The organism is Duganella zoogloeoides (genome assembly GCF_034479515.1).
GTDB lineage: Bacteria > Pseudomonadota > Gammaproteobacteria > Burkholderiales > Burkholderiaceae_D > Rugamonas > Rugamonas zoogloeoides.
In genome coordinates this window covers 2,589,526-2,613,994 of sequence record NZ_CP140152.1, presented here as the reverse complement: position 1 = coordinate 2,613,994, position 24,469 = coordinate 2,589,526, and the positions used below count along the sequence as shown (strand labels likewise).

Annotated in this window: 18 protein-coding genes; 7 read left to right on the top strand and 11 right to left on the bottom strand. The window is 65.5% G+C overall.

The window, feature by feature from the left end; translation table 11 throughout:
* Positions 1 to 63: 63 nt before the first annotated feature.
* Positions 64 to 450, bottom strand: a complete 387-nt coding sequence (locus tag SR858_RS11655; RefSeq protein WP_026637118.1) for an OsmC family protein — start codon at positions 448 to 450, stop codon at positions 64 to 66.
* Positions 451 to 642: 192 nt separating this feature from the next.
* Between SR858_RS11655 and SR858_RS11650 the strand changes: the two genes are divergently transcribed.
* Entirely contained in the window at positions 643 to 2,928 is a 2,286-nt protein-coding gene (locus SR858_RS11650; protein ID WP_019920962.1) for an outer membrane beta-barrel family protein, read from the top strand.
* 60 nt (positions 2,929 to 2,988) lie between these two features.
* Here SR858_RS11650 and SR858_RS11645 read toward each other — a convergent pair whose 3' ends face one another.
* Positions 2,989 to 4,158 carry a branched-chain amino acid ABC transporter substrate-binding protein gene (locus SR858_RS11645; RefSeq protein ID WP_051120286.1) on the bottom strand — a complete coding sequence of 390 codons (1,170 nt, stop codon included), beginning with the start codon at positions 4,156 to 4,158 and terminating at the stop codon, positions 2,989 to 2,991.
* A gap of 124 nt (positions 4,159 to 4,282) precedes the next feature.
* On the opposite strand from SR858_RS11645, the gene SR858_RS11640 reads away from it, so the two are divergent.
* Both SR858_RS11640 and SR858_RS11635 read left to right on the top strand, forming a co-directional pair.
* Positions 4,283 to 5,443 (top strand): pyridoxal phosphate-dependent aminotransferase, encoded by a 1,161-nt coding sequence (locus tag SR858_RS11640; RefSeq protein WP_019920960.1) that lies wholly within the window; start codon positions 4,283 to 4,285, stop codon positions 5,441 to 5,443.
* A 3-nt stretch (positions 5,444 to 5,446) separates the two neighbouring features.
* Positions 5,447 to 7,648 carry a hybrid sensor histidine kinase/response regulator gene (locus SR858_RS11635; protein WP_019920959.1) on the top strand — a complete coding sequence of 734 codons (2,202 nt, stop codon included), beginning with the start codon at positions 5,447 to 5,449 and terminating at the stop codon, positions 7,646 to 7,648.
* 1 nt (position 7,649) lies between these two features.
* Here the strand turns inward: SR858_RS11635 and SR858_RS11630 are convergent, their stop codons facing one another.
* The gene (locus SR858_RS11630) at positions 7,650 to 8,711 is read right to left on the bottom strand and encodes an NAD(P)/FAD-dependent oxidoreductase (protein WP_026637116.1); all 1,062 of its coding nucleotides are present in this window, start codon (positions 8,709 to 8,711) and stop codon (positions 7,650 to 7,652) included.
* A 162-nt stretch (positions 8,712 to 8,873) separates the two neighbouring features.
* Between SR858_RS11630 and SR858_RS11625 the strand changes: the two genes are divergently transcribed.
* The 4 genes from SR858_RS11625 to SR858_RS11610 are packed head-to-tail and all read left to right on the top strand — an operon-like array spanning position 8,874 to position 12,569.
* Entirely contained in the window at positions 8,874 to 9,827 is a 954-nt protein-coding gene (locus SR858_RS11625; RefSeq protein WP_019920957.1) for a MerR family transcriptional regulator, read from the top strand.
* A 28-nt stretch (positions 9,828 to 9,855) separates the two neighbouring features.
* A complete protein-coding gene (gene folE, locus SR858_RS11620; RefSeq protein WP_019920956.1) occupies positions 9,856 to 10,563 on the top strand; it encodes a GTP cyclohydrolase I in 708 nt (235 codons plus the stop codon).
* 40 nt (positions 10,564 to 10,603) lie between these two features.
* Positions 10,604 to 11,029: a BLUF domain-containing protein gene (locus SR858_RS11615; protein WP_019920955.1), complete on the top strand. Its 426-nt coding sequence runs from the start codon at positions 10,604 to 10,606 to the stop codon at positions 11,027 to 11,029.
* Between the two features lie 4 nt (positions 11,030 to 11,033).
* Entirely contained in the window at positions 11,034 to 12,569 is a 1,536-nt protein-coding gene (locus SR858_RS11610) for a cryptochrome/photolyase family protein (RefSeq protein WP_019920954.1), read from the top strand.
* A 1-nt stretch (position 12,570) separates the two neighbouring features.
* On the opposite strand, the gene SR858_RS11605 is transcribed toward SR858_RS11610, so the two are convergent.
* From SR858_RS11605 to SR858_RS11570, 8 genes are all read right to left on the bottom strand, one after another.
* Positions 12,571 to 14,667 (bottom strand): LamG-like jellyroll fold domain-containing protein, encoded by a 2,097-nt coding sequence (locus SR858_RS11605; protein WP_019920953.1) that lies wholly within the window; start codon positions 14,665 to 14,667, stop codon positions 12,571 to 12,573.
* 81 nt (positions 14,668 to 14,748) lie between these two features.
* Positions 14,749 to 15,990 carry a TerD family protein gene (locus SR858_RS11600; RefSeq protein WP_019920952.1) on the bottom strand — a complete coding sequence of 414 codons (1,242 nt, stop codon included), beginning with the start codon at positions 15,988 to 15,990 and terminating at the stop codon, positions 14,749 to 14,751.
* An 80-nt stretch (positions 15,991 to 16,070) separates the two neighbouring features.
* Entirely contained in the window at positions 16,071 to 18,386 is a 2,316-nt protein-coding gene (locus tag SR858_RS11595; RefSeq protein WP_322534569.1) for a glycoside hydrolase family 2 protein, read from the bottom strand.
* Between the two features lie 198 nt (positions 18,387 to 18,584).
* Complete coding sequence (locus SR858_RS11590; RefSeq protein WP_026637114.1) at positions 18,585 to 19,964, bottom strand: amidase family protein; 1,380 nt, start codon at positions 19,962 to 19,964, stop codon at positions 18,585 to 18,587.
* Between the two features lie 20 nt (positions 19,965 to 19,984).
* Complete coding sequence (locus tag SR858_RS11585; RefSeq protein WP_019920949.1) at positions 19,985 to 20,428, bottom strand: Rid family hydrolase; 444 nt, start codon at positions 20,426 to 20,428, stop codon at positions 19,985 to 19,987.
* A 125-nt stretch (positions 20,429 to 20,553) separates the two neighbouring features.
* Positions 20,554 to 22,845: a xanthine dehydrogenase family protein molybdopterin-binding subunit gene (locus SR858_RS11580; protein WP_019920948.1), complete on the bottom strand. Its 2,292-nt coding sequence runs from the start codon at positions 22,843 to 22,845 to the stop codon at positions 20,554 to 20,556.
* Positions 22,842 to 23,891 (bottom strand): FAD binding domain-containing protein, encoded by a 1,050-nt coding sequence (locus tag SR858_RS11575; protein WP_019920947.1) that lies wholly within the window; start codon positions 23,889 to 23,891, stop codon positions 22,842 to 22,844. Before SR858_RS11575 ends, SR858_RS11580 begins: the two co-directional genes overlap by 4 nt.
* Entirely contained in the window at positions 23,888 to 24,442 is a 555-nt protein-coding gene (locus SR858_RS11570; protein WP_019920946.1) for a (2Fe-2S)-binding protein, read from the bottom strand. The genes SR858_RS11575 and SR858_RS11570 overlap by 4 nt, the downstream gene beginning before the upstream one ends.
* Between the last annotated feature and the right edge of the window lie 27 nt (positions 24,443 to 24,469).

Genomic DNA, 24,469 nt, shown 5'->3' with positions numbered 1-24,469 from the left:
TGTGGCCAGAGTAGCCAACCGGGTGACGATGCACTGTGCGGCAGCACACCGCAAAGCGCTTTGTCATCCGACCGTGGTGTCGATGCGGGCGCCGGTTTTAAGCGTCAGAGTCACCGGCGTGCGCTCGGCGATATCGGCCAGCCGCGCCACCTGCTCCGCATCGAGCGCGCCGGTCAGGTGCAGCGTGCGGGTGATCACGGTGCCGTCATCGCCGCGCGCCAGGTGCAGGTCCACCTTGACCGCCTCCAGCGGCCATTGTTTGCGGTCGGCGTACATGCGCAGCGTGATCGCCGTGCACGAACCGAGACCCGCCAGCAGAAAGTCGTACGGCGCCGGCCCGGCATCCTGGCCGCCGTTGCGCGGCGGTTCGTCGCCGGTCAGCTTGTGTCCCCCCACCTCGATCTCGGTGGTGTACATGTCGCGCCCGATACGGGCATATCCTTGTGCCATGGTCAAATCTCCTTTCCGCCATTCTAGCCGTTACGCCGGCGCCAGCCCTCTGCCAGAAAGAAGACGACATACTCCGCGTACAAACTTCACGCCAGCTTCATGTAAGTAAAGTATTGTAAATGGCAAGTTTTTAGGCATTGCTTCTGTAAAATACCGGCATTGACCTACATTCATCACCCACCTCCTTCCCCCATGCAAAAGATACTCCTGACCTGCTCCCTGCTGACGGCGCCGTTGTCCGCGCTGGCCCAGTCCACCGATACGCCGCCGGCTACGCAGACCAACCCGCCGGCCGCCAGGCCCGGCGCCGTCAAGGCCGAGGCAACGCCGGTGGTGCCGTCGGTGACGGTAGCGGCAGAACGCCCCACCAACCGCATCGACCGCCAGGTGTACGATGTCAAGTCCGACGTCTCGAGCACCAACGGCACCGCTGCCGACGCCCTGAACAACGTGCCGTCGGTGGCGGTCGATCCCGATGGCACCGTGTCGCTGCGCGGCAGCAGCAATGTGCAGATCATGGTCGATGGCAAGCCGTCGGCCATGCTGCAGGGCGAGAACCGGGGCGCGGCGCTGCAGGCGATGCCGGCCGACGATATCGAATCGGTTGAAGTGATCAACAACCCCGGCGCGCAGTTCGGCAACGAGGGCGGCGGCGGTCCGATCCTGAACCTGGTCATGCGCCGCAACCGCAAGCCGGGCGGCTTCGGCTCGGTCAGTGCCAACGCCGGCACCGAGGGGCGCTACAACAGCTCCGTCAACGGCAGCTACAACGAGGGGCTGTGGGGCTTCCAGGGGGGCCTCAATGTGCGCCACGACGGCCGCAATTCGACGTCGGAAGTGAACCGCGAGCGGCTCGACGCGCGCACCGGCCAGTATGTGCCCAGCACCCAGGATTCAGTAAGCAAGGGGCTGAACGACATGGTCGGCGCCAACGGCACCGTCAGCTACAATATGAACCAGACCGACACCCTGACCGGCAGCCTGTCGTTCATGGGGCGCGGCAACGACCAGCGCTCGACCGAGCATTATGTGAACGGCGCCACCGGTTTCAACCCCGCCAGCGACTACGTGCGCAACACCTCGCGCAGCGGCGACGCCAAGAACTTCAGCTGGGGCGCGCGCTACGACCACAAGGGCGAACTGCCGGGCGAAACGCTGAAAATCGACCTGCGCGTATCGGCCGCCGACAACGACAGCGACACCCACTACGCCAGCGACTACGCCGTCGGTGCGGACAATTTCGGCCGCACCGATACCCGCGCCTTCCAGCACAACGATACCAGCACCCGCGTGATCGATTTCACCGGCGACTACGGCCGTCCGCTGTGGGGCGGCACCACCAATGTCGGCTACAAGATTGCCCGCACCAGGAACAATTTCGACACGCTGTACACCGACATCGACCCGGTCACCAATCTCGCCACCGTCAACCCGTCGCGCACCAACCGCTTCGACATCGAGGAAACCGTGCTGGCCCTGTACGGCACCTACCAGATGCGCCTGTCCGAGCGCTGGGGCCTGCTGGGCGGCGTGCGTACCGAGCACACCGACATGGACATCCACCAGATCACCGGCGGCATCACGGCCAGAAACAACTATATCAATTTCATTCCGAGCATGTTCGCCACGTATAAAGTGTCGGACGACGCCAATATGCGCTTTGCCTATGCGCGCCGCTTGCGCCGCCCGCAGGCCAACGACCTCAATCCGTACGTGACCTACCGCGACGAGTTCAACGTCTCGGCCGGTAATCCGGACCTGAAACCGACCAAGACCGATTCGTTCGAAGTCGGTTACGAAACCAAGTTCGGCGGTCTGGAGACCAATCTGCGCGGCTACTATCGGCGCGATACCGACGCCATCGTCGATTACCGCTACTTCATTGCCGACAATGTGCTGCTGACCACCCGCCAGAATGGCGAAGGCAGCCACTCGAGCGGGCTGGAATTCACCGTCAGCGGCAAGCTCACGCCCACGCTCACGCTCAACACCAGCGGCTACCTGATGCGCAACCAGCAGCGCTCGCAGGATGAAGCGGGCGTGATCACCAGCCGCACCGCCAACTCGCTCAGCGGGCGCGCGCGCCTGAACTGGCAGATGACCACGGCCACGCAAGTGCAACTGGCGCTGCAAATGCAGGGCAAGATGCTGTCGGGCCAGGGTTACCGCTCGCCCAACAACACGGTCAACATGAGCGTGCGCCATGCCTTGAACAGCCAGTGGAACCTGGTGGCCAACATCACCGACATCTTCGACAAGAACAAGATGGAAACCATCGTCGACAGCACCACGCTGCGCGAGACCAGCACCCGCCGCTTCGACGGCCGCGTGTTCTATGTAGGCCTGTCGTACCGCTTCGGTGGCGTCAACAGCAACCGCAGCGAGGGTGAAGGCGAAGGCGGCTTCCGTGGCCGTCCCGGTGGTCCCGGCCCCGGTGGCCCCGGCCCCGGCGGCTTCGGCGGCCCGCCCGGCGCCTGATCGCCACAAAAAAAACGCCCGGCGCCTTGCGGCCACCGGGCGTTTTTCATGTAACTGGCGTTACTTGACTACGGCGACCTTCACGCGCTTGCCCTTCTGGAACGTGAAGATGGTCAGCGCACCATCCTTGATATCGCCACGCGCATCGAAGGCGATATCGCCGGTCACGCCCTTGTGGTGGATCTTGGCCAGGTATGGCAGGTACTTGACCGGGTCGGGCGAGCCGGCCTGCTGCATCGCATCGACCATGGTCATCAAGGCATCATAGGTTTGCGGGGCGTACGTCTGCACCTCGACACCAAAACGCTTTTTGTAGGCAGCCTTGAAATCGGCCAGCGCCTTTTCCTGTGCAGGCGCCACGCCGCCCGCTTCGGCGCACAGCACCTGGTCGTCGTTCATGCCGTCGCCAGCCAGGCGCGGCACCGAGTCCGAGCACATGCCGTCGCCGCCCATGAACTTGACCGGGAAACCCAGCTGCTTCATCTGGCGCAGCATCGGCGCCGCCACTGCGTCCATGCCGCCGTAGAAGACCAGGTCCGGCTTGGTGGCTTTCACGGTGGTGAGGATGGCGTTGAAGTCGGTGGCCTTGTCGTTGGTGTACTGGGTGCTGACGATGGCCGCGCCTGCCGCCGGCCCCAGGCGCTTGATATTTTTCGAGAACTCATCGGCCAGGCCCTTGCCGTAAGCGGTGCGGTCGTCGATCACGGCAATCCGTTTGGCCTTGACGTTTTGCAGCGCATAGCGGGCCAGCGCCGCGCCCTGCTGCTCGTCGTTGGCGATATTGCGGAACGCCGACGTGAAACGCTGGCGCGTGTACTGCGGGTTGCTGGCCGACGGCGAAATTTGCGGAATGCCGGCGTTGAAGTAAATGCGCGACGCCGGGATGGTGGTGCCCGAGACCTGGTGGCCGATCACGCCATTGACTTTTGCATCGACCAGCTTTTGCGCCACGGCCGTGCCCTGCTTGGGATCGGACGCGTCGTCCTCGGCCTGCAGGACAATCTTGTACTTCTTGCCACCGATGACGACGCCCTTGGCGTTGAGTTCCTCGACTGCCATGCGGGCGCCGTTTTCATTGTCCTTGCCCAGGTGGGCGGCGGTGCCGGACGTGCCGGACGCGTGGCCGATCTTGATAATCTCCTGCGCGTTGGCGACTGCCGGAAGCGCGGTGCTTGTCAATCCCAGCGTGATCGCCAGGGCAATTTTTGGTGCGTGTGTTGGGTACGGCATACAACTCCTTACGAATTTAGCCGGTTAGGATACCATCCGACAAGACAGACCGCCATCAGTAGATGCCGCACGGCTATTTACGTAATATACTTATTACCCCACTGCATAAGTCATTGAAATAATTATGGAAATTTCGCGTCGTATCGCCAAGTCCCGGCCGCTTGCCACCACCGCCTTGCACGGCCGGGTGGATGCCATGAAGGACCGCGGCGAACGCGTGATCGACTTTTCCATCGCCATCTCGCATTTCCCCGCGCCGCCAGCCGTACTCAATGCCATGCACGAGGCGCTGCACCGCCCGGCCCTGCCCTACACGGCCGTGGGCGGCGACGCCGGCGTGCGCGCGCGGCTGGCTGCCCGCGTCGCGCGCGAAAACGGCATCGATGCGGCGCCGGCCGAGATCCTGGTCACCAACGGCGCCAAGCAGGCGCTGTACCAGGCGCTGTACGTGATGGCCGATCCGGGCGACGCGGTGATCATCTTCAAACCGTACTGGCCAGCGTATGTCGCCACCAGCGAACTGCTGGGCCTTGAGCCGATACTGGTCGATCTGCCTGCACAAATCACCACCGAACTGCTCGACAGCCTGCCGCCGGCCAAGGTCCTGATCCTCAACAATCCACACAACCCGACCGGCGCGCTGCTGTCGGCCACGGAGCTCGACTGCATCGCCGCCTGGCTGCGTAAAACCGGCACCCGCGCCATCGTTGACGAGAGCTACGAAAAGCTGGTGTTCGACGGCGTTCACCACAGCCTGGCCGCGCGGCCCGACTGGCGCGCGCTCGGCGTGGTCACCCTGTTCTCGGCTTCGCAAAGCTACGCCATGATGGGCTGGCGCGCCGGCTTCGCGGTGGCGCCGGCGCCGCTGGTGGCGGCCATGGAAACCGTGCAGGGGCCGATTACCGCCGCCGCACCGATGCTGATCCAGCTGGCATTGGCCGCCGCCTTCGAATCCGACAACTCGCCCGAGTCCGCCGCCATGCTGGCCGACTACCGCGCCCGCCGCGACGTGGTGCTGGACCTGACCGCCAACCTGGCGTGGCTGACGGTGCGCGCCCCCGCCTCGGGGCCCTACCTGTGGTTCGACGTCTCGGCACTGGGGCTCGACACCGTGGCCGCTGCCGAGCAACTGCTGACCGAATACGCAGTCGCGGTGATGCCCGGCGACGCGCTGGGCGTGCCCGGCCACCTGCGCATCGGCTATATTTCCGATGACGTTGCCACCTTGCGGCGCGGCGTGCAGGCCATCATCGCCTTCGGCAACCAGCGCCACGGCAGCCGTTGAACCATGGCCTTTCTGCTCTTTAGCCTCAACAGCCTGCGCGGACGGCTGATGCTGCTGGTGGCGCTGGCGATCGCCCCGATCGCCGTGATGACCATCATCAGCGGCATCCGCGAGCATGACCACGCGATCAGCGTAGCCGAGGAAAACCTGCAACGCCTGACCAACCTGGCCGCCGCCAACGAAGCGCAGTCGATCGCCAGCGCGCGCCAGATCCTGCGCGACCTGGCCAGCGTGCCGGACCTGATGAACGACCAGGCCCGCTGCAACAACCTGCTCGACAGCATCCAGCGCCAGAATGGCGACTACGCCAACTTCGGCGTGATTCAGCTGAACGGCGACGTCACCTGCAGCGCCATCCCGTCGTCGGGACCGGTCAACCTGCGCGACCGCTCGCATTTTCGCCGCGCAGTGCACCTCAAGCGCTTCGTCGCCGGCGGTTACATCTTCGGGCGCGTGATCCAGAAGCACACGGTCAACCTCACCTACCCCATCCTCGACGAAGACGAGCAGGTACGCGGCGTGGTGTTTGCCGCGCTGGACCTGACCAAGCTCGATCGCTTCGTGGCCGACATCCAGCTGCCACCGGGCTCGGTGCTGATGACGGCCGACTCGGAAGGCAAGATCATCGCCCGCAAACCGAACCCGGAGGAATGGTTCGGCAAGCCGGTGTGGCCAGAGATGCGCGCCGCCATGGCCGGTGAGCCGGGCAATCCGGTGCGGCTCACGGGACCGGACGGCGTGGAGCGGCTGCACCGCTTCGCCCGCGTGGGCAACAACGGCCTTACCGACTACACCGTCACCATCGGCATCCCGGTCGATGACATCACCGCCGTGGCGCGCCGCGACCAGGTCATGGATCTGCTGGCCCTGGGCGTGACGCTGGTGCTGGCCATGCTGGCGGCGTGGTTCGTGGGCGACGTGCTGGTGCTGCGGCGGGTGAAAATGCTGGCCACCACGGCCAACAGCATCGCTTCCGGATCATTGAGCGCCCGCAGCGGCATCACTTACGGCAAGGAGGAAATCAGCGAACTGGCGCGCGCCCTCGACGCCATGGCCGCCGCCTTGCAGGACAAGGAGCGCCAGCACCTGAAGGCGGAAGCGCAGCTACGCCTGGCCGACCAGCGCAAGGACGAGTTCCTCGCCATGCTCGCGCACGAGCTGCGCAATCCGCTGGCGCCAATCAGCGCCGGCGCCCAGCTGCTGCGCAGCGGCAACGCCTCGCCGGCCGCCGTGGACCGCACTGCCGACATCATCGTGCGCCAGGTGCACCACATGACGCGCCTGATCGACGACCTGCTCGATGTCTCGCGCGTCACGCGCGGCCTGGTGACGATCACCCGCGCGCCGCTGCACGTGACCGACATCGTGGCAGATGCGGTGGAACAGGCCGAACCCATGATGCGCGCGCGCCAGCACCGCTTCGAACTGGTCATGCCCGAGCAGCCCTTGCAGGTGGTGGGCGACCACAAGCGCCTGGTGCAGGTGCTGGTCAATGTACTCAACAACGCCGCCAAGTACACCCCGAGCGGCGGCGAAATCACGCTGCGCGTGCGGGCCGAGGATGGCAATGTCCGGCTCGAGGTGAGCGACAACGGCATCGGCATGTCGCCCGAACTGCGCGGCCGCGTGTTCGAACTGTTCGCCCAGGCCGACCGCACCTCGGACCGCTCGCAGGGTGGCCTGGGGCTGGGACTGGCGCTGGTCAAGATGCTGGTGGAACTGCACGGCGGGACGGTGACGGTGGACAGCGGCGGCGAACGCCAGGGCAGCACCTTCGCCATCGTGCTGCCGGCTACCAAAGCAGACGTGGCGCCGGCGCCGGCAAAGCCGGACAACGTCACCGGCCCGCAACTGCGCGTGCTGGTGGTGGACGACAACGTGGACGCCGCGCAAACGCTGCAGCTGCTGCTCGAAGCGGCCGGCCACGAAGTGGTGGTGGCGCACACCGCGCACGGCGGGCTCGAAGCGGCGCAGCGGCTCGAACCCCAGCTATGCCTGCTCGACATCGGCCTGCCCGACCTGAACGGCAACGACCTGGCGCGCGGCCTGCGCATGCTCCCGGCCAGCAAACACGCCACGCTGGTGGCGGTATCGGGCTATGGCCGGCGCGAGGACCGCGAAGTGTCGAAGGCGGCCGGCTTCGACCATTATTTTGTCAAGCCGCTCGACCACGATGCGCTGCTGGCGGTGATCGCCCGCCTGTAATTCAGGAAGATGTCGTGCAGGCCATGCTGGTCAGCACCTGCGCGGCCAACGCGCGCCCGCTGAGCCATGCATCTTCCACGCGGCCACCGGCGAGCCAGTCGCCGCACATGCCCACCCGCACCGCCGGCAGCCACACGGCCTCGCGCTGCAGGCCAGGCTCTCTGCCTGCGCCGTGCTGGTCCGGCTGATCGCTGTGCCCATTAGCGGCCCTGGCATAGCGCCAGCGGTGCGCGGTCACCGCGTCCGGCGGCGGTGCGCCCAGTTCTGCGAAGGCGGCCAGCAACGCGGCGCACACCGCCTCGTCATCGTCTTCAAGGTGGGCGGCGCTCCACCTGGCACTCGCCTGCAGCACCCACGCTTCGCTGCCCTGCCGGCCCGGCTTCGAACCATCGCGGGCAATCCAGGCTAGCGGTCCGTGGTTGACGAAAGCGGCATCGTAGCCCGGCGCAAAACGGATGCCTGGCGTACGGTAGCGCAGCATCAGGGTCCAGCAAGGCAGCATGTCGGCTGGCGTCTGCCGGGCCGTGAGCGGCAACAGCGGCGCGAGCAGCACCGTGGCCTGCGGCCCCGGCACCGCCAGCACCACTGCGTCGAAACGGTCCTCGTGCATGCCATGCTCTTGCGACTTCAGGCGCCAGCCGGCGCGATCGTGCTGCATATCGACGATGGTATGGCCACTATGCACGCACAGGTTCGACGCCAGCCAGCCGGCCGGCGCGCTCATGCGTGGAATGCCGACGAAACGCGCCACGCTGTCCGGCGCCTTTCTCGCGCAAGTGCCTGCCGCCGTCAGCTCCACCAGCCGGGGTTCCCACAGGCCGGCCACGCCAGCCGCTTCCCAGCGCGCCACCTCGTCGCGAAAGCGGTTGTCGCGCACCGTGAAATATTGGGCGCCGTGGTCGCACTGCCAGTCGGCGCCCCGTCGCGTGCTCATCCGTCCACCGGGGCCGCGCGCCTTCTCGAACACGGTGGTACGGCAGCCGGCGTCCTGCAAGTGGCGGGCACACGACAGCCCGGCCAGGCCGCCACCGATGACTGCAACATTGGGTCTCGTAACGATCATTTCAAAACTTTCTTGGTTACCTGTTCTTCCGATGTCCCAGTATACTGGCGAAGATATGCTGAAAAGCTGTGAGAAAGGATTAAAAAGCGGTTCATGACCGGGACAATGTAGCTCACAGGCATGAAACTGTTAAAATGCGGCCACCAACCGACAGGAACCAACGTGACAGACTCCGACGACAATTCGCCCAGCACCAGCGCCGGCTACCGCAGCGGGGTGGCGGCACGCCTGGCCGGCCTGCCGGTGGAGACGCTGCGCGTGTGGGAGCGGCGCTATGGCGTGTCGGACGCCGGCCGTTCGCCGCGCGGCCAGCGCCTGTATTCTTCCGAACAGGTACGGCGCCTCGGCCTGCTCAAGCGCGCGGTGGACCAGGGCCACGCGATTTCCACCGTGGCCCGCCTCGACATCGACGAGCTGCTGGCCCTGGCCGGCGTGGCGCCGCCGGTGGAAAGCGAACCGCGCCTGCTGCGCCTGGCGATCGCCGGCGGCGCCCTCACCCGCCAGCTGGCGGCGGCGCGCACTGCCCCCGTGCTCGACATCGTGGCCAGTTGCCAGTACCTGCACCAGGCGCCGCAGGCGCTGGCCGGCGTGACGGCCGACCTGCTGCTGATCGAAGCGTCCGAGATGAATGCGGACTCGCTGCCGGCAGTAATGGCCACGCGCGCCGCGCTGAACGTGCGCGCGGTGGTGGTGCTCTACCGTTTTTGCGACAGCGCCACCGTGCGCCGCCTGCGCGAGCAGGACTGCCTGGTGGCGCGGGCGCCATCGGACGTTGCCGAAGTAGCGCTGCTGTGCGCCACCGCGTTTGCCGGCGGCGGTCGTCCGCCGCCGCCGCCGGCCCTGCCCGTCGCGCCGCGCCGTCTCGAGGACCAGCAACTGGCGGAACTGGCGGCCATGTCCACCAGCATCGACTGCGAATGCCCGCGCCACCTGGCGGATATACTGCTGATGTTGACCAGCTTCGAGCGGTACAGCGCCCAGTGCGTGAGCCGCAATGCCGCCGACGCCAAGCTGCACCAGGACCTGGCACGCAGCGCCGGCCATGCGCGCATGCTGATGGAACAGGCGCTGGAGCGGCTGGCCTATGCCGAAGGCCTGCCGCTGCCGCCGCAGTAGCAACTCTCTTTTTTGATTGGATTTTCGCATGACCACCGAGCCGCAACCGGCATACCTGCCTGTCACCACCACCGCCTCCGAACGCATCCGCGCACGGCTGGTGGCCAGCAACACGCGCTTCCACGCCAACGACAATATCGCCGCCTATATCGAACCTGGCGAGCTAGACCAGTTGCTCGATGAAGTCAGCGGCCATATGCAGAAGGTGCTCGAGAGCCTGGTGATCGACACCGTGAGCGACCACAATACGCAGGACACCGCCCGCCGCGTGGCCAAAATGTACATGAACGAAGTGTTCGGCGGCCGCTATGTCGAGATGCCGCCGGTCACCGAGTTCCCCAACGCCGCCAACCTCAACGAGTTGATGATCATCGGCCCGATCACGGTACGCAGCGCGTGCTCACACCACTTGTGCCCGGTGATTGGCAAGGTATGGATCGGCGTGATGCCCAACCAGCATTCGAACCTGATCGGCCTGTCGAAATACGCGCGCCTGGCCAGCTGGATCATGAGCCGCCCGCAAATCCAGGAGGAAGCCGTGGTGCAGCTGGCCGACCTGCTGCAGGAAAAAATGCAGCCGGACGGCCTGGCCGTGATCATGGAAGCGGACCATTTTTGCATGCAGTGGCGCGGCGTCAAGGACATGGACGCGCGTATGATCAACAGTGTGATGCACGGCTCCTTCCTCAAGGACCCGGCGCTGCGCCGCGAGTTCCTTTCGCTCATCAAACGCTAATCAAACGTTAATCAACCTCCAACCTCCGGGAGATACCAGCATGCTTGTCCGCCTTCTGTACGCCAGCCACGCCGCCAGGGATACGCCCGTGGGCGGCATTACCGCCATCATGCAGCAGTCGCACAACTACAACCCCAGGCACGGCATCACCGGGGTGCTGTGCCACAGCGACCGCCTGTACCTGCAAGTGATCGAAGGAGGACGCGAGCAGGTCAACGCGCTGTATGCGAAGATCCTGCGCGACCCGCGCCATACCGACGCCATCCTGCTGCACTACGAGGAAATCTGCGAGCGCCGCTATTCCGGCTGGACCATGGGCCAGGTCAACCTGAACAAGCTCAATCCCGGCACCCTGCTGCGCTACTCGGCGCTGCCCGAGTTCAATCCGCACGCGCTGTCGGGCAAAAGCTCATTGGCGCTGATCGACGAGCTGATGGCGGCTGCCTCGATCCTGGGCCGCGCGTAATCCGGTGAGCGCCGCCTCGCTCAAGCTGGTGCTGGGCGACCAGCTCAACTGCCTGCACAGCTGGTTCCGGGCGCCGGACCCCGGCGTAGTGTTCGTGCTGATGGAGGTGCGGCAGGAAACCGACTACGTGCTGCACCATGCACAAAAAATCATCGCCATCTTTGCCGCCATGCGCGACTTCGCCCGGCGCCTGCGCGACGCCGGCCACCGGGTGCACTATCTGACCATCGACGATCCCGACAACCTGCAATCGCTGCCGGCCAACCTGGACCGGTTGCTGGCGCTGTATGGCGCCAGCAACTTCGCCTGGCAGGCGCCGGACGAGTACCGGCTCGACCGGCAACTGGCGGCGTATGCAGCCGGTTTGACCATTGCGTCCGCGATGGCCGATACCGAGCATTTTTACACCGCGCGCCACGAGGCGGCGGCGCTGTTCGACGGCCGCACCAGCTGGGTGATGGAACACTTTTATCGCCACATGCGCCTGCGCCACAAGGTGCTGGTCTCGGACACCGGCAAGCCGGCGGGCGGCCAGTGGAACTTCGACCACGACAACCGCGAGGCGTGGAAAGGCATCCCGTGGGAACCGGCCGACCTGCGCGAGTCGCACGACCACAGCGCGCTGTGGGCGAGCATCGAGGCATCCGGCGCGCATAGTTTCGGCGCGCCCAATGCGGCCGACCTGCGCTGGCCGCTGAACCGCGACGAAGCGCTGGCGCAACTGGAACGCTTCGTCAAACACGCGCTGCCCCACTTCGGCCAATACCAGGACGCGATGAGCTTCAAGGCCTGGCGCCTGTTCCACTCGTTGCTTTCGTTCGCGATGAACGTGAAAATGATCGCTCCGCACGAGGTGGTGGATCGCGTGGTGCAGGCACTGGCCGATGGCGCGGCGCCGCTGGCGGCGGTGGAAGGCTATGTACGGCAAATCCTCGGCTGGCGCGAGTACGTGCGCGGCGTGTACTGGCACCGCATGCCCGGTTACGACCAGTTGAACACCTTCGGCCACGAGGAGCCGCTGCCGCACTGGTTCTGGTCCGGCGACACGCGCATGCGCTGCCTGGCGACTGCCATCGGCCAGTCGCTCGAACACGCGCACGCGCACCACATCAACCGCCTGATGGTGATCGGGAATTTTTCGCTATTGGCCGGCCTGTCGCCGCAGGCGCTGCACGGCTGGTACCTGGGCGTGTACATCGACGCCTTCGAATGGGTGGAACTGCCCAACACCCTCGGTATGAGCCAGTTCGCCGACGGCGGCCTGCTGGCGACCAAGCCGTACGTCTCGAGCGCCGCGTATATCGACAAGATGAGCGATTACTGCAAGGGGTGCCATTACGACAAAAAGGCGCGCACCGGCGAGCGCGCCTGCCCGTACAACGCGCTGTACTGGGATTTTTTCGACCGCAACCGGGATCGGTTGGCCGGCAACCACCGCCTGGGGATGGTGTATCAGCAGCTCAGGCGCATGGATGGGCCGGTGCTCGATGGGGTGCGCGAACAGGCGGCGCGCACGCGCGCCAGCCTGGCCGACCTGTAGATCAGGTACGGCGCGCCGTCAGCCACTGCGCCGGTTTCAACGCGCCCGACGCCACGCGGATCTCGCCGATATTGCCGAAGAAGCCATCGGCCCGTTCGCCATCCCACGAGCCGCCACCGACCACCCACGGCGACGTCGCCGACAGTGTCGCCAAACCCACGACGTTGCTGCTGTTGCGCAGTACCGGCGCGCCTTCCACGTACATCACCGTGTCGTGCGTGACCGGGTCGTTGACGATGGCGATGTGCACCCAGGTGCCGGCAATGATCTCGCCCGACCAGCTGGCAAGGCCGCCGCGGGTACCCGTCACGTCGGGCACCACTTCCCACTGCACTTCGCGCAGGCTCGAAATCGCAAACAGCAGCGGCGGCGATTCGGCGTCCCCGCCGTTGAAGCCGACCAGGTTGCCGCGTACGCCGTCGCGCGTCATGATGTTCATCCATGCGTGTTTCGAGTTGACCCAGGCCGGATTGATCTTGATGAAGGCTTCGATGGTGTAACCGTTGGTGGCAAAGGTCTGGGCGTTGATCGCGGCCGAAGCGTCGGTGATGAAATAGCTCAGGCGCGGCACATTCTTGTCGGTGTTGAGGAAGCTGACCGATCCCGGGGCCGACGACAGGCGGTGGCGGTCGGCGCTCCACACGATGTCGCCTGCTTCCGCATTTTTCACGCCGCCGCGATTGAGGGCGTCGCGCACCAGCGGGTTGGCGCCGGTGACGTCCGCAATGCGCGTACCCGGCGCAACGACCGCGCCGTCGGCGCCGCCGAAGAAGCGCCAGTGCGCCACGGTCGATGCCACTTTCGGGTAGTCGTCTGCGTCCTTGGGCGCGACCGGTGTGACCACCGCCGGTTCCGTGTAACCCTTCAATACCAATGCCTTGGCCTGGTCCACCAGCGACGACGCCACCGTGGCCTGGCCGGTGCCGAAGGTGGAGTTGAAGCGCGCGAAGCGCTTGGCGAAATCGAGACTGATGGTGAAAACCTCGTTAGTTTCGGTGAGCACGGCGCGATCGAAAGCGTTGAGCGTGTCGGCCGGTTTCATCGGCACCCACGGCGAGAACGACAGCACCTTGATCTGCTTGTTGGTCAGGTCGAACTCGTACAGGCGCATCAAGCCGTTGCCGCCCTGGTAGGCCATCTGGTAATCGACCACCATTTCCTCGACCGGGTTGCCGAAGTTGTTGGTCTTGGTCAGGCGCGCGGCGCCGTGGTGGTGGCCGTTGAGAGTCATGAAGATCTGGTCGTTATCGCGGATCAGCTTTTCCCACAACATCTTGCCGTACTCGGTTTCCAGCGGGCTGACGGCGTCGGGCGCGATATTGAGCAACTGGTGGTTGACCAGGATGGCCGGCAGCGTGGGGTTGTCGGCCAGGACCTTGCGTGCCCAGGCGATGCCCGCATCCGAGATGCGCCACGACAGCGACAGCACCAGGAAGCGCTGGTCCTGCGCGGTGAAGATGTGGTACTCGTGGAAGCCGCTGGCATCGCGGCCGCCGAAGGTGGCCTGGCGCTGGGCGCGGCGCGTGCCGAACCATTGCAGATAGGGTTCGTTGGCCAGCACGCGCTGGGCGTCGGTGCCACGCGACTGGTCGCCGCTGTAATCGAGATCGTTGAGCACATCGTGGTTGCCGGCCAGGATGGAGTACGGCAGCTTGGCCCCTTCCAGCACCTGCATGGCGCTGTCGGCCACCTTCCATTGTTCCGGCTTGCCCACCTGGTCCACCACGTCGCCGAGGTGGATCAGAAACGGGATGTTGAGCGCCTGGGCATTGCGGGCGACCCAGTTGGTCTGGGCGGCAAACGGCTCGTTGCCGTAGTGGCGCTGGTACTGGTTGCTCTCGCCCGAGGTGGCGTAGCGTGAATAGAACTGGGTGTCGGGCAGCACGGCCAGCGCGAAGCTCGAGATTTTCGCTGCGGGAGTGGGGGCCGGGGCCGGGGCAGCGCTTACCGGATCGCTGCCGCCGCCGCAACCGGCCAGCAGGCTGCCGACCGACAGGGTCGAGGCGGAAGCGAGCCCCATTTTCAGCAGCGTGCGGCGGCTGGCCTGTGGCTCGCTGGCTGGTTCGTTGGTGGTGTCGTACTTGGCGTCGTTGTGCATGAACGGCTCTGGAAAGGTTGGAATGCCAACGATTCTAGAGCCGCGGTGTTACACGCCCATGACAAACTTACTAAACAAAAGTCACCCCTTGGAGCCGGCGCGCCAGCGCAGCTTGAAGCCGTACTTGTTGCCGATCACTTCGTGGCCGCTGATCTTGCCTTCGCCGGACACGTAGTCCACCAGCTTGGTCACCTGCAGCTTGCCGCCCTGGTTTTCGATCATGGCGATTGCGCACATCGGCTGGTCGCCGCCGTGATCGAGCCGCACTTCCACCGGCGGCTGGTTCGGCACTTCGATCAGCACCACGCCGTCGGTGGCGGCCCAATTCGGTACGCCCTCGTAGATGAAGCTGAAAATCAGCACGCGGCCGATTTCGTCGAAGCGGTCGCCGTTGATGTAGATGTTTTCGCCGTCGCTGACCGCGCCGCTGCGGTCGTCGCCGGCCAGGTGGATGTACGGCGGACGGTCGAACGCACCCCAGCTCTCGCCCAGCGCCTGGACGCCGCCCGGCGTGCCGTCGCGCAGTTCGAACAGGCAGGCCAAATCCAGGTCGATGCCCTTGGGCTGGCCGCCGCCGGTCAGCTTGGCGAAGAAGCCGGTCTTGGCCGGATGCTCCTGCGGGCGCTGGTTCCAGTTCAGGTTGACGCGGATCTTGCCGAAGCCGCGCCCGGCGCCCTTCTCGAGCGAAATCTTGTCACCGCGCTTTTCCAGCGTGATTTTCGAGAGCGAAATTTTTGGCACAGGCGCGGGCGCAGGCACAGGAGCTGGAGCAGGTGTCGGAGCAGACGCTGGCGCAGCTGCAGCAGCAGACGACGCCGCCTCGGTGCCGCCAAAGTGCGCCAGCAGCGCCGCCATGCCGCCGTTGAATCCCTGGCCGACGGCGCCAAAGCGCCAGGCGCCGTCGCGGCGGTACACCTCGGCCAGGATCACGGCCTTTTCATCGGCAAAGTCCGCACCGCTCAACGGGAAAGTGGCGGCGCCGCCGATGGCGATGCTGCCGGGAGCAATCGTCCGCATGGTGCCGCCGCCATCGAGCGCGCCGGTAAACACCAGGCGCTCGATCGAGGCCGGCAAGGCGTCGAGATTGAGCTGGAATGTGGCCGCGCCAGCCGACAGGGTCAGGCGCACAGCGCCTTCGGGGCTGGCCAGCTGGTTGTAGAAGACCATGTAGCGGTCGTCCGACAGCTTGCCTTGCGCGTCGAGCCCAAAGCACGACAGGTCGATGGTGGCGCCCGGCGCCTGCAGCGCCACGTTCACCGCCACATTGCTGCCGCAACCGAGGTCCGCCAGCTTGCCTTTTTGACCGCGTCCGAAAGTAATCATGTGCACACTACCCTTATTCAAGTGATCGTGTGCGACATGCTAACCGATAAGCGGCTGCCTGCGCGCCGCGTCACGATGTCTTACAGCTTGCCGCGCACGGTGCCGCCATCGGCCGTGATCGAACCCTTGCCGCCATTGGCGCCCACGCGTACCAGCACGCTGGCGATGCCGCCTTCGGTGGTCACCGTGGCAGGGCCGACGATTTCGTAGGCGCCGCCGGCAGTAAACTTCACCGACTGGCCGCTGCCGGCCACCAGGTTGCCCTTGGCATCGACCGTCTTGGCGCGGATGAATACCAGGTCGCCAGCCGTCGATTTCACACCGAGGTCGTCCACGGAGACGTCCAGCTTGGCCGCCTCGCTGGCCGTGCGCACCACGTGTTCGGCAACCTTCTTGCCGCCCAGCCAGGCAATCGCTTTCAGTTCACCGGCAGCGTACTGGCCGGCGTTGAATTCCAGCGGCGGATGCTTGAGGTTCGGGTGCAGCTTGGTCGGCGCGCTCTTCACGCGGCCCAGGCTTTGACCGTTCAGGAACAGCTCCACTTCGTCGGTGTTCGAGAACACGCGCACCTGTGGCGACGAATCCTTGTTCCAGTGGCTGGCGATGAACACCATCGGCCCGCCGCCCCACTTGCTGGACTCGAGCGCGCTGCGCTGCGAGCGGAAGAATTCATTCGAGAATTTCGGCAGGCGGTCGATGGTCATGATGCCGGACGACTCAAGGTCCGGTGCGTAGCCGCGGCCGTAGTCGAACATCACCCAGTAGCCATCGGCGACGGCGCCGGTGTTGAAGTTGTCGTCGTGCGATTCGGCCAGGTTTTTCGCCTGCTGCAGCAGGCGGGTTTCGCCGTCGGCCAGCAGCTGCCGGCTGCTGCGGTCGGCCGCTTTCAGGTCGCCCCAGGCAGTCTGGTTGAAGCCCGCGTTCATCGCATAGTATTCCCAGTCGCCGTACTCGGACACGATCAGCGCCTTGTCGGGCAACGGACGCTTGTCTTCCAGGCGGTGCTGGCGCGCCTGCAAATACACGTCGTAGGTTTGCGGCACCCAGCCGGCCGAATAGGCCTGGCCGCCGGGGAACTCGGTGTGCACGGTCTGGTGCAGTTTTTCGACCAGTGCGTCCGGCATTTGCGTTTCGTTGAGCGAGCATTCCCAGGCCAGCACGCTGGCGTGATTGCGGTCGCGGCGCACCATGTCGGTACAGGTTTTTACCACCTGGGTCGTGAAGGCCGGATCGGGATTGAAGTACTGCCAGCCAGGAATGCCCGGCACCACCATGATGCCCAGTTCATCGGCGGCAGCCATGAAGGCCGGCGAATGCGGGTAGTGCGACAGGCGGATGTAATCGAAACCGGCGCGCTTGATCAGCAGCGCGTCGCGGTACTCGGCCTGCGGCGACAGCGCATAGCCCACGTATGGATATTCCTGGTGGCGGTTGACGCCGCGCAGGAAGGTCTGTTCACCGTTGATCAGCAGCTTGCCCTTGGCCATCTCGATGCGGCGGATGCCGATGCGGGTTTTCACCAGGTCCGATTGGCCGCGGCTGGCGACCGTGGTTTCCAGTGCATACAGGTTTGGCGCCTTTGGTGACCACAATTGCGGCCGGTCGACCTTGAGGTCGCGCGTGACATGTTTGCACTCGCCGGCGGCCAGGCTGACGTTGTCAACGCCATCGGCCACGCGGGTATTTTTGCTCAGCAGGCGGTGGCGCAGTTCGGCAGTGCGCGGCTCGGCCGCGGTGTTGCACACTTCGGCCTTGACGCGCACGGTGGCCGACGCCTTGTCGATCTGCGGATAGGTGACAAAAATGCCGCCGCCCGCTGCGGTATTGGACAGCATCTCGTCGCTGATATGGACGGCAGGCTTGATGGTGAGCGTGACGTCGCGGTAGATGCCGCCGTACTGGATGTAGTCGAGGTCTTTGAGCGGCTTGGGACCGGTGATGGCATTGTCTTCGTTATTGATGCGCACCACCAGCTCGTTGCCGCCGCCCGCTTTCAGGTGCGGCGTGACGTCGTACGAAAACGGCAGGTAGCCGCCCAGGTGCTGGCCCAGGTGTTTGCCATTGACCCACACATCGGCCACGTTCATCGCACCTTCGAAGCGCAAGATCGCCTGTTCGCCGGGCGCCACCTTGGCATCGAAACTCTTTTTGTAGAACGCCGTGCCCTGCCAGGAATTGACCGGGACCTTGGCTTCCAGGCGCGCCGTGTGCGGCAGGTTGACGCGGCTCCAGCCATTGGCCGGCACCTTGTCCACGGTGGCGGCGACCTTGGCGTCGTCGCGGTAAAAGTCCCAGGACTGATTGAGGCTGGTGGCGGCGATGGTGGCTGCACTGGCGGACGATGCCACTGCCAGCGCCAGCACACCGATGGTCGGAAACTGCTTCGTAAGCCTCAAGATAAAACTGGTCATAGTGCCTGGAACTCCCAAAAAAAATACCGCATGACTAGGATCGGACGAACTGCGACCGGGCGCCAGCGACGCCCGGTCCAGTTATCACGGCGCAGTATATCGAGTATTGATTTGGGGCGCGGGGCGTATACAAATTATTCATGGATGGCGATAACTTTGTTATACGGCGTGCTGGCGCCAATGTCAGGGCAGCATGCGCCGCCCGATCACGCGTTCGATCGCCGCAGCGGCGGCAAGCACCAGTTCGTCGCTGCCGGGCGCGGCAAACACGGTCACGCCGAAAGGCAGGCCGGTTTCATCCTGTCCGACAGGCACGGCCACCACCGGTGCACCGGCCTTGCCCGTGCACCTGGCAGCGACCGCCATGGGCACGAGCAGCACGTCGACCGAGCCGGCAGCCAAAGCCGCGCAGATGCCCTGGTCGAGACTGAGCGCGATATCGCGCTGGCGGTCCGCGACGTACTGCGACGCCCCGGTGCCGGCCGTGGCATTGGCCGCTTCCAGCAGCGACTGGCCGTACGGTATCGCTTCCGGGTGGAGCTGGTTCCAGTCGATGATGTCCTGCAGTGACGCGATGCCGCCGGGACGATGCGCTTGCAGCAGAACGTTGAGGCTTTCCTTGAATTCCGTGCGGAACACGCTCGAACGCACCTCGCTCAATTGCTGCGCCGCTGGCAGGTCGCAGGGGTCGACAATTTCGGCGCCGGCGTTGGCCAGGCTCGCCAGCGCCTGCGCAAAAGCCCGGTTCGAGGCGGGATCGGCCGCGTCTGCCATGTGACTGCGCGGCACGCCGATTCTCCAGCCGCCCACCGGGCGCGCGGCGGGCGCTTGCTCGTTGCCAGCGTCGGCGCCGGCCATGGCCCGGTAGACCAGCATGGCGTCATCGACCGTGATAGTCAGCGGCCCGGGCGAGTCCTGGCTTGGCACCAGTGGCACCACGCCATGGCAGCCGACCCGCCCGACGCTGGGCTTGAAGCCGACGATGGACGTGTGCAGGGCTGGTGCCTGGATCGAGTTCTGGGTCTCGCTGCCGATCGCGAAAGCGCACAGCCGCGCAGCCACTGCTGCTGCCGAACCCACGCTGGAGCCAAGCCCGCGCCCGAACCGGTGCCCCAGCGGGTGGCGTACCACGCCGCCGGCGCCACTGAACTCGGCGGGCATGGTATCGGAGACGAAATCGGCGAACTCGGTCAGGTTGGTTTTCCCCAGCAAGATTGCGCCAGCCTCCCGCAAGCGCCGCACCAGCGTCGCTTCGTATGGCGGCACGAAGTCCGCCAGCGCCCGGCTTCCCGCCGAAGCGGCCGTGCCGTCGGCCGTGAACACATTGTCCTTGACCAGGAATGGCACCCCGTGCAGCGGACCGCGCCAGCGCCCTTGTTCGAGTTCGGCATCGGCCAGGGCCGCCTGTGCCAACGCCAGCGGCGACAGGCTGCGCACGCAGTTGAGCCCTGCCGGACCGTCATTGAGCCGGGTGATGCGTTGCAGGTACCACGTGGTCACATCGACGGCCTTGACCGTGCGCGCAGCGATTGCAGCGCCAATGGACCGAGCGGTGCCGGTCATCAGCAGGGAGTCCAGATCCGTCACTGGTCGGCCACCACCGCCCGGAACGTTACCTCTACCAGCTGGGCAGCGAACGCCAAGCGCGAGATGCCGATGATATTGCTGGCGCACTGCGGCTGTTCGCAGCCGTACATCGCCTTGCGGACCTTGGCGCCGGCGGTAAACGCGGCGTCGACGTCGAGCACATACAAGGTTTCTTCCACCACGTCGTCGAGCGTGGCGCCATACCGGGCCAGCAGCGCAATCGCATTGACATAGGTCTGATGCAGCTGCGCTTCCATGTTGGAAAAATCGATGGGCTTGCCGTCAGCATCGAGCTGGGCCGGCGCCACCAGCGCGCCGGCATCGTCATGGCTCAACTGGCCGGAAATATAGATGGTGTCCTTGACCTTGACCGCCTGCACATAGCCAAAGGCTTTTTCCCAGGCAACTCCGAGGTTTTCCGTCTGTTTGTTTAGCGGCATAGCGTATCTCTTTCTTCGTGAATTGGCGTGGCGCGGGCAAACCGCCCGGCACCAGGCCCGAAGAATACCGTCCGCCACGCAGCCGTGCCTCCCTCAAAAGGCGAAGCTGCGCCTCACTCGCCCGCTCAGCCGCGCATCACCTTTTCCGGCGTCATCGGCGTGCTGCGCACGCGCTGGCCGGTGGCGTGGTAGATGGCGTTGCACACGGCTGCGGCCACCCCCACCTGGCCGATTTCCCCCACGCCCTTGGCGCCGATGCGGCTAACAATCCGGTCGTCCTCTTTCACGAAAATCACGTCGATGTCGTGAATGTCGGCGTTGACCGAGACGTGGTACTCGGACAGGTTGTGATTCATGAAGCGCCCCAGCCGGTGGTCGCAATGGGTTTCCTCGTGCAGGGCCTGGCCGATGCCCCACACCACGCCGCCGATGACCTGGCTGCGCGCGGTCTTGGCGTTGATGATGCGCCCTGCCGCCACCGCGCTGACCACGCGCGTCACGCGCACGGTGCCGAACTCGGGATCGACGCGCACCTCGACGAATACCGCCGAGTGCGTGGCGCGCTGGTACTTCATCTGCTTGAGCATATTGGGCAACATCAGGTATTTTTCCTCGAGCGGCTCCTCGATGCCGGCCAGTACCTGGGTGAGCGACACGCTGGTGCCGGGGATATTGCGCAGCCGGATGACGCCGTCGACGAACTCCACGTCGGCCAGGCGCGCGGTGGCCAGCGGCGAACCGGGCAGGTCCTTCGCCCGCTTGAACACGGTCTTCTGGAGTTTTTCACATACGCCCGCCACGGCCGAACCGACGGTGGCCACGTGCGACGATCCGCCCTCGATGGGCGCCACCGGCAAGGTGGAGTCACCGAGCTGGAAGCGCACTTTTTCGAGCGGCAGGCCCATGGCCTCGGCAGCGATGATGGACATGGCGGTATAGGTGCCGGTGCCGATGTCTGAGGCGGCGCTGCTGACCACCAGGCTGCCGTCCGCGTGCAGCACGGCGCTGGCGCGGGCGAACATCTGCATCGCGTCCCACATGCCGGTGGCCATGCCCCAGCCGATCAATTCGCGGCCCTCGCGCATGGTACCGGGTTCCAGTGGACGGTTTTCCCAGCCGAAGCGCTGCGCACCCTGCAGGTAGCACTCGCGCAGCTCCTTGGTGGAATATGGCAGGCCGTGGGTGGGATCGATCTCGGCGTAGTTTTTCAGGCGCAGCGCCAGCGGATCCATGTTCAGTGCATACGACAGTTCGTCCATCGCCACTTCCAGCGCATGCACGCCATGGGCGGCGCCCGGGGCGCGCATGTCCATCGGGCTGGCGTGGTCGAGATCGACGATCTTGTAGCCGAGGCGGATATGCTCGCACGCATACAGCTCGCCCGACCAGTTGACCACCACTTCCACGTAGTCTTCGTAGCGCGAGGTTTCGGCCACCGCTTCGTGCACGATCGAGGTCAGCGTGCCATCGGCGTCGGCCGACAGTTTTAATCGCTGCTGGGTTTCCGGCCGGTGGCCGAAGGTGAACATCTGCTGGCGCGTAAGCACCACGCGCACCGAGCGCTCGAGCTTGAGCGCAGCCATGACTGCCAGCGGCAGCTGGTACTGCGGCCGCAGACCGGAGCCGAAGGCGCCGCCCACGTAAGGGTTGCGCACGGTGACCTTGTCTTTCGACAGTCCGAAGACGTGCGAGACGTACCAGCGGCTGTTCTGCGAGCTTTGCGTCTTGTCGTAGATGGTGAGATGGCCGTCTGCGCCGTGAATCACGGTGGTGGCGAACATCTCGAGCGGATTGTGGTGTTCCACGCCGCTGTAGTACGACGCCTCGACTTTCACGGCCGCCTTGTCCCACACTTCGTCGGGATGGCCCTTGACGTCGGGCGGCGGCGTGTAGCCGGCCTTCAGGCGGCTCGGCTTCTTGGCGCGGCCCTGGTGTTCGAGCAGGTAGGTTTCGTGCGGCTGCACATCGTACTCGACGCGCACCAGCGCTGCCGCGTGGCGGGCCGCCTCGAAGGTTTCGGCCACCACCAGCGCCACCGGCTGGCCGCTGTAGTGCACCTCGTTGTCGTACAGGGGCCGGTACGGCGAGCCGCCCGGCGCCGTCATGTCCTTGTAAAAAATGTCGAACGAGCGGATCTTGGGGCGGTTGTGGTGCCAGATCACGTCCACCACGCCGGGTACTGCCAGCGCGGCACCGGTGTCGATGGCCTTGATATGGCCCCTGGCGATGGCGCCGCTCACGACCACGCCGTACAGCAGGCCGGCTTCGGTGGCGTCGGGCATGTATTCGGCGGCATAGCGCGCCTGTCCGGTTACCTTGTCGCGGCCGTCCACGCGCGAGACGGCGTCGCCGATTTGGACCTGGCCGGTGCCGGGGTCCGCGCTCGGGGTGCGCAATGCGTGGATCAATTCGGTCACAGTGATGCCTCGTCGTCGGTCAGTTCTTCGGTGTTGTCATGGGTGCCCTCGACTGCTTGCGTGAGGGCGCGGATCACGGCGCGGCGCGCCATGGTGAGCTTGAAGTTGTTCTGGCCCTGCCCCTGGGCGCCGGCCAGCAGGAGGTCGGCCGCTTCGGCAAACGCCGCTTCATCGACCTGGCGGCCGATCAGCACCGCTTCGGCGGCCGGCACGCGCCATGGCTTGTGGGCCACGCTGCCCAGCGCAATGCGGGCGTCGCGCACCATGCCGTCCTCGCCCATGTCGAGCATGACGGCCACCGAGACCAGCGCAAACGCGTACGACGCCCGGTCGCGGAACTTCAAATAGGCCGAATGGCGGGCGAATTGTGCGGCCGGCGGCAGGTCGATATAGGTAATCAGGTCGCCGGCAGCGAGCACGGTGTCGCGCTCGGGCTGTTCGCCAGGCAGGCGGTGGAAGTCGGCAAAGTCGATGCGCCGTTCGCCGGCGCTCGAACGTACGCCCACCACGGCGCCCAAGGCAGCGAGCGCCACGCACATGTCGGACGGATGCGTGGCGATGCAATGGGCGCTGGCGCCCAGGATCGCGTGCTGGCGCGTGAGGCCGCCGATGGCCGAGCAGCCGGTGCCCGGGGCGCGCTTGTTGCACGGCGTGGTCGTATCGTAGAAATAGTGGCAGCGCGTGCGCTGCAGCAGGTTGCCGCCGTTGCTGGCCATGTTGCGGATCTGCGGCGAGGCGCCGGCCAGGATCGCGGCCGTCAGCACCGGGTACTGTGCGCGCACCAGCGGGTGATACGCTGTATCGGCATTGCGGGCGATGGCGCCCAGGCGCACACCGCCGTCGGGCGTGGGCGTGATCTGGTCGAGCGGCAACGCATTGATGTCCACCAGCTGCTGCGGTCCCATCACGCGTTCCTTCATCAGGTCGAGCAGGTTGGTGCCGCCGGCGATGACCTTGGAGGGGCCGGCGTTGGCATCGACGCCCGCGTACAGGTGGGCCAGCGCACCGCTCACGTCTTCGGCAGAAAAATAGGTGATCGGGTTCATGCGGGCACCGTACCAGGCTGGAACGGACGGGCCGGATCGTCGCGACCCGGGATGCCCATCACCTCGGTAACGGCGGCAACGATGCCGGGATAGGCGCCGCAGCGGCAAACGTTGCCGCTCATCAGTTCGCGCACCTGGCCGGCGGTGCAGGCTTTGCCTTCGTTCATCAAGCCCACGGCCGAACACAGCTGGCCCGAGGTGCAGTAGCCGCACTGGAAGGCATCGTGGTCGATGAAGGCCTGCTGCAGCGGATGCAACTGGTTGCCGTCGGCCAATCCTTCGACGGTGGTGACTTCCTTACCGTTTTGCATCACAGCCAGGGTCAGGCAGGAATTGATGCGGCGGCCACCGACCAGCACGGTACACGCGCCGCACTGGCCGTGGTCGCAGCCTTTCTTGGAGCCGGTCAGGCCGGCATGTTCGCGCAACAGGTCCAGCAGCGTAACCCACGCTTCGACCTTGAAGTCGTGCTGGCTACCGTTGATGTGCAGGGTAAGCGGATACGTTTGCGCTACTGCGCCCAAGGGCGCGAGGGTTTCGGGAGCATTCATGGGGGCTTCGCCAGGTAAAATGGATTA

Coding starts and splice junctions, on each gene's coding strand:
- SR858_RS11655 (WP_026637118.1), bottom strand. CDS start 450: ATGGCACAAGGATATGCCCGTATCGGGCGCGACATGTACACCACCGAG.
- SR858_RS11650 (WP_019920962.1), top strand. CDS start 643: ATGCAAAAGATACTCCTGACCTGCTCCCTGCTGACGGCGCCGTTGTCC.
- SR858_RS11645 (WP_051120286.1), bottom strand. CDS start 4,158: ATGCCGTACCCAACACACGCACCAAAAATTGCCCTGGCGATCACGCTG.
- SR858_RS11640 (WP_019920960.1), top strand. CDS start 4,283: ATGGAAATTTCGCGTCGTATCGCCAAGTCCCGGCCGCTTGCCACCACC.
- SR858_RS11635 (WP_019920959.1), top strand. CDS start 5,447: ATGGCCTTTCTGCTCTTTAGCCTCAACAGCCTGCGCGGACGGCTGATG.
- SR858_RS11630 (WP_026637116.1), bottom strand. CDS start 8,711: ATGATCGTTACGAGACCCAATGTTGCAGTCATCGGTGGCGGCCTGGCC.
- folE (WP_019920956.1), top strand. CDS start 9,856: ATGACCACCGAGCCGCAACCGGCATACCTGCCTGTCACCACCACCGCC.
- SR858_RS11615 (WP_019920955.1), top strand. CDS start 10,604: ATGCTTGTCCGCCTTCTGTACGCCAGCCACGCCGCCAGGGATACGCCC.
- SR858_RS11605 (WP_019920953.1), bottom strand. CDS start 14,667: ATGCACAACGACGCCAAGTACGACACCACCAACGAACCAGCCAGCGAG.
- SR858_RS11600 (WP_019920952.1), bottom strand. CDS start 15,990: ATGATTACTTTCGGACGCGGTCAAAAAGGCAAGCTGGCGGACCTCGGT.
- SR858_RS11590 (WP_026637114.1), bottom strand. CDS start 19,964: ATGACCGGCACCGCTCGGTCCATTGGCGCTGCAATCGCTGCGCGCACG.
- SR858_RS11585 (WP_019920949.1), bottom strand. CDS start 20,428: ATGCCGCTAAACAAACAGACGGAAAACCTCGGAGTTGCCTGGGAAAAA.
- SR858_RS11575 (WP_019920947.1), bottom strand. CDS start 23,891: ATGAACCCGATCACCTATTTTTCTGCCGAAGACGTGAGCGGTGCGCTG.
- SR858_RS11570 (WP_019920946.1), bottom strand. CDS start 24,442: ATGAATGCTCCCGAAACCCTCGCGCCCTTGGGCGCAGTAGCGCAAACG.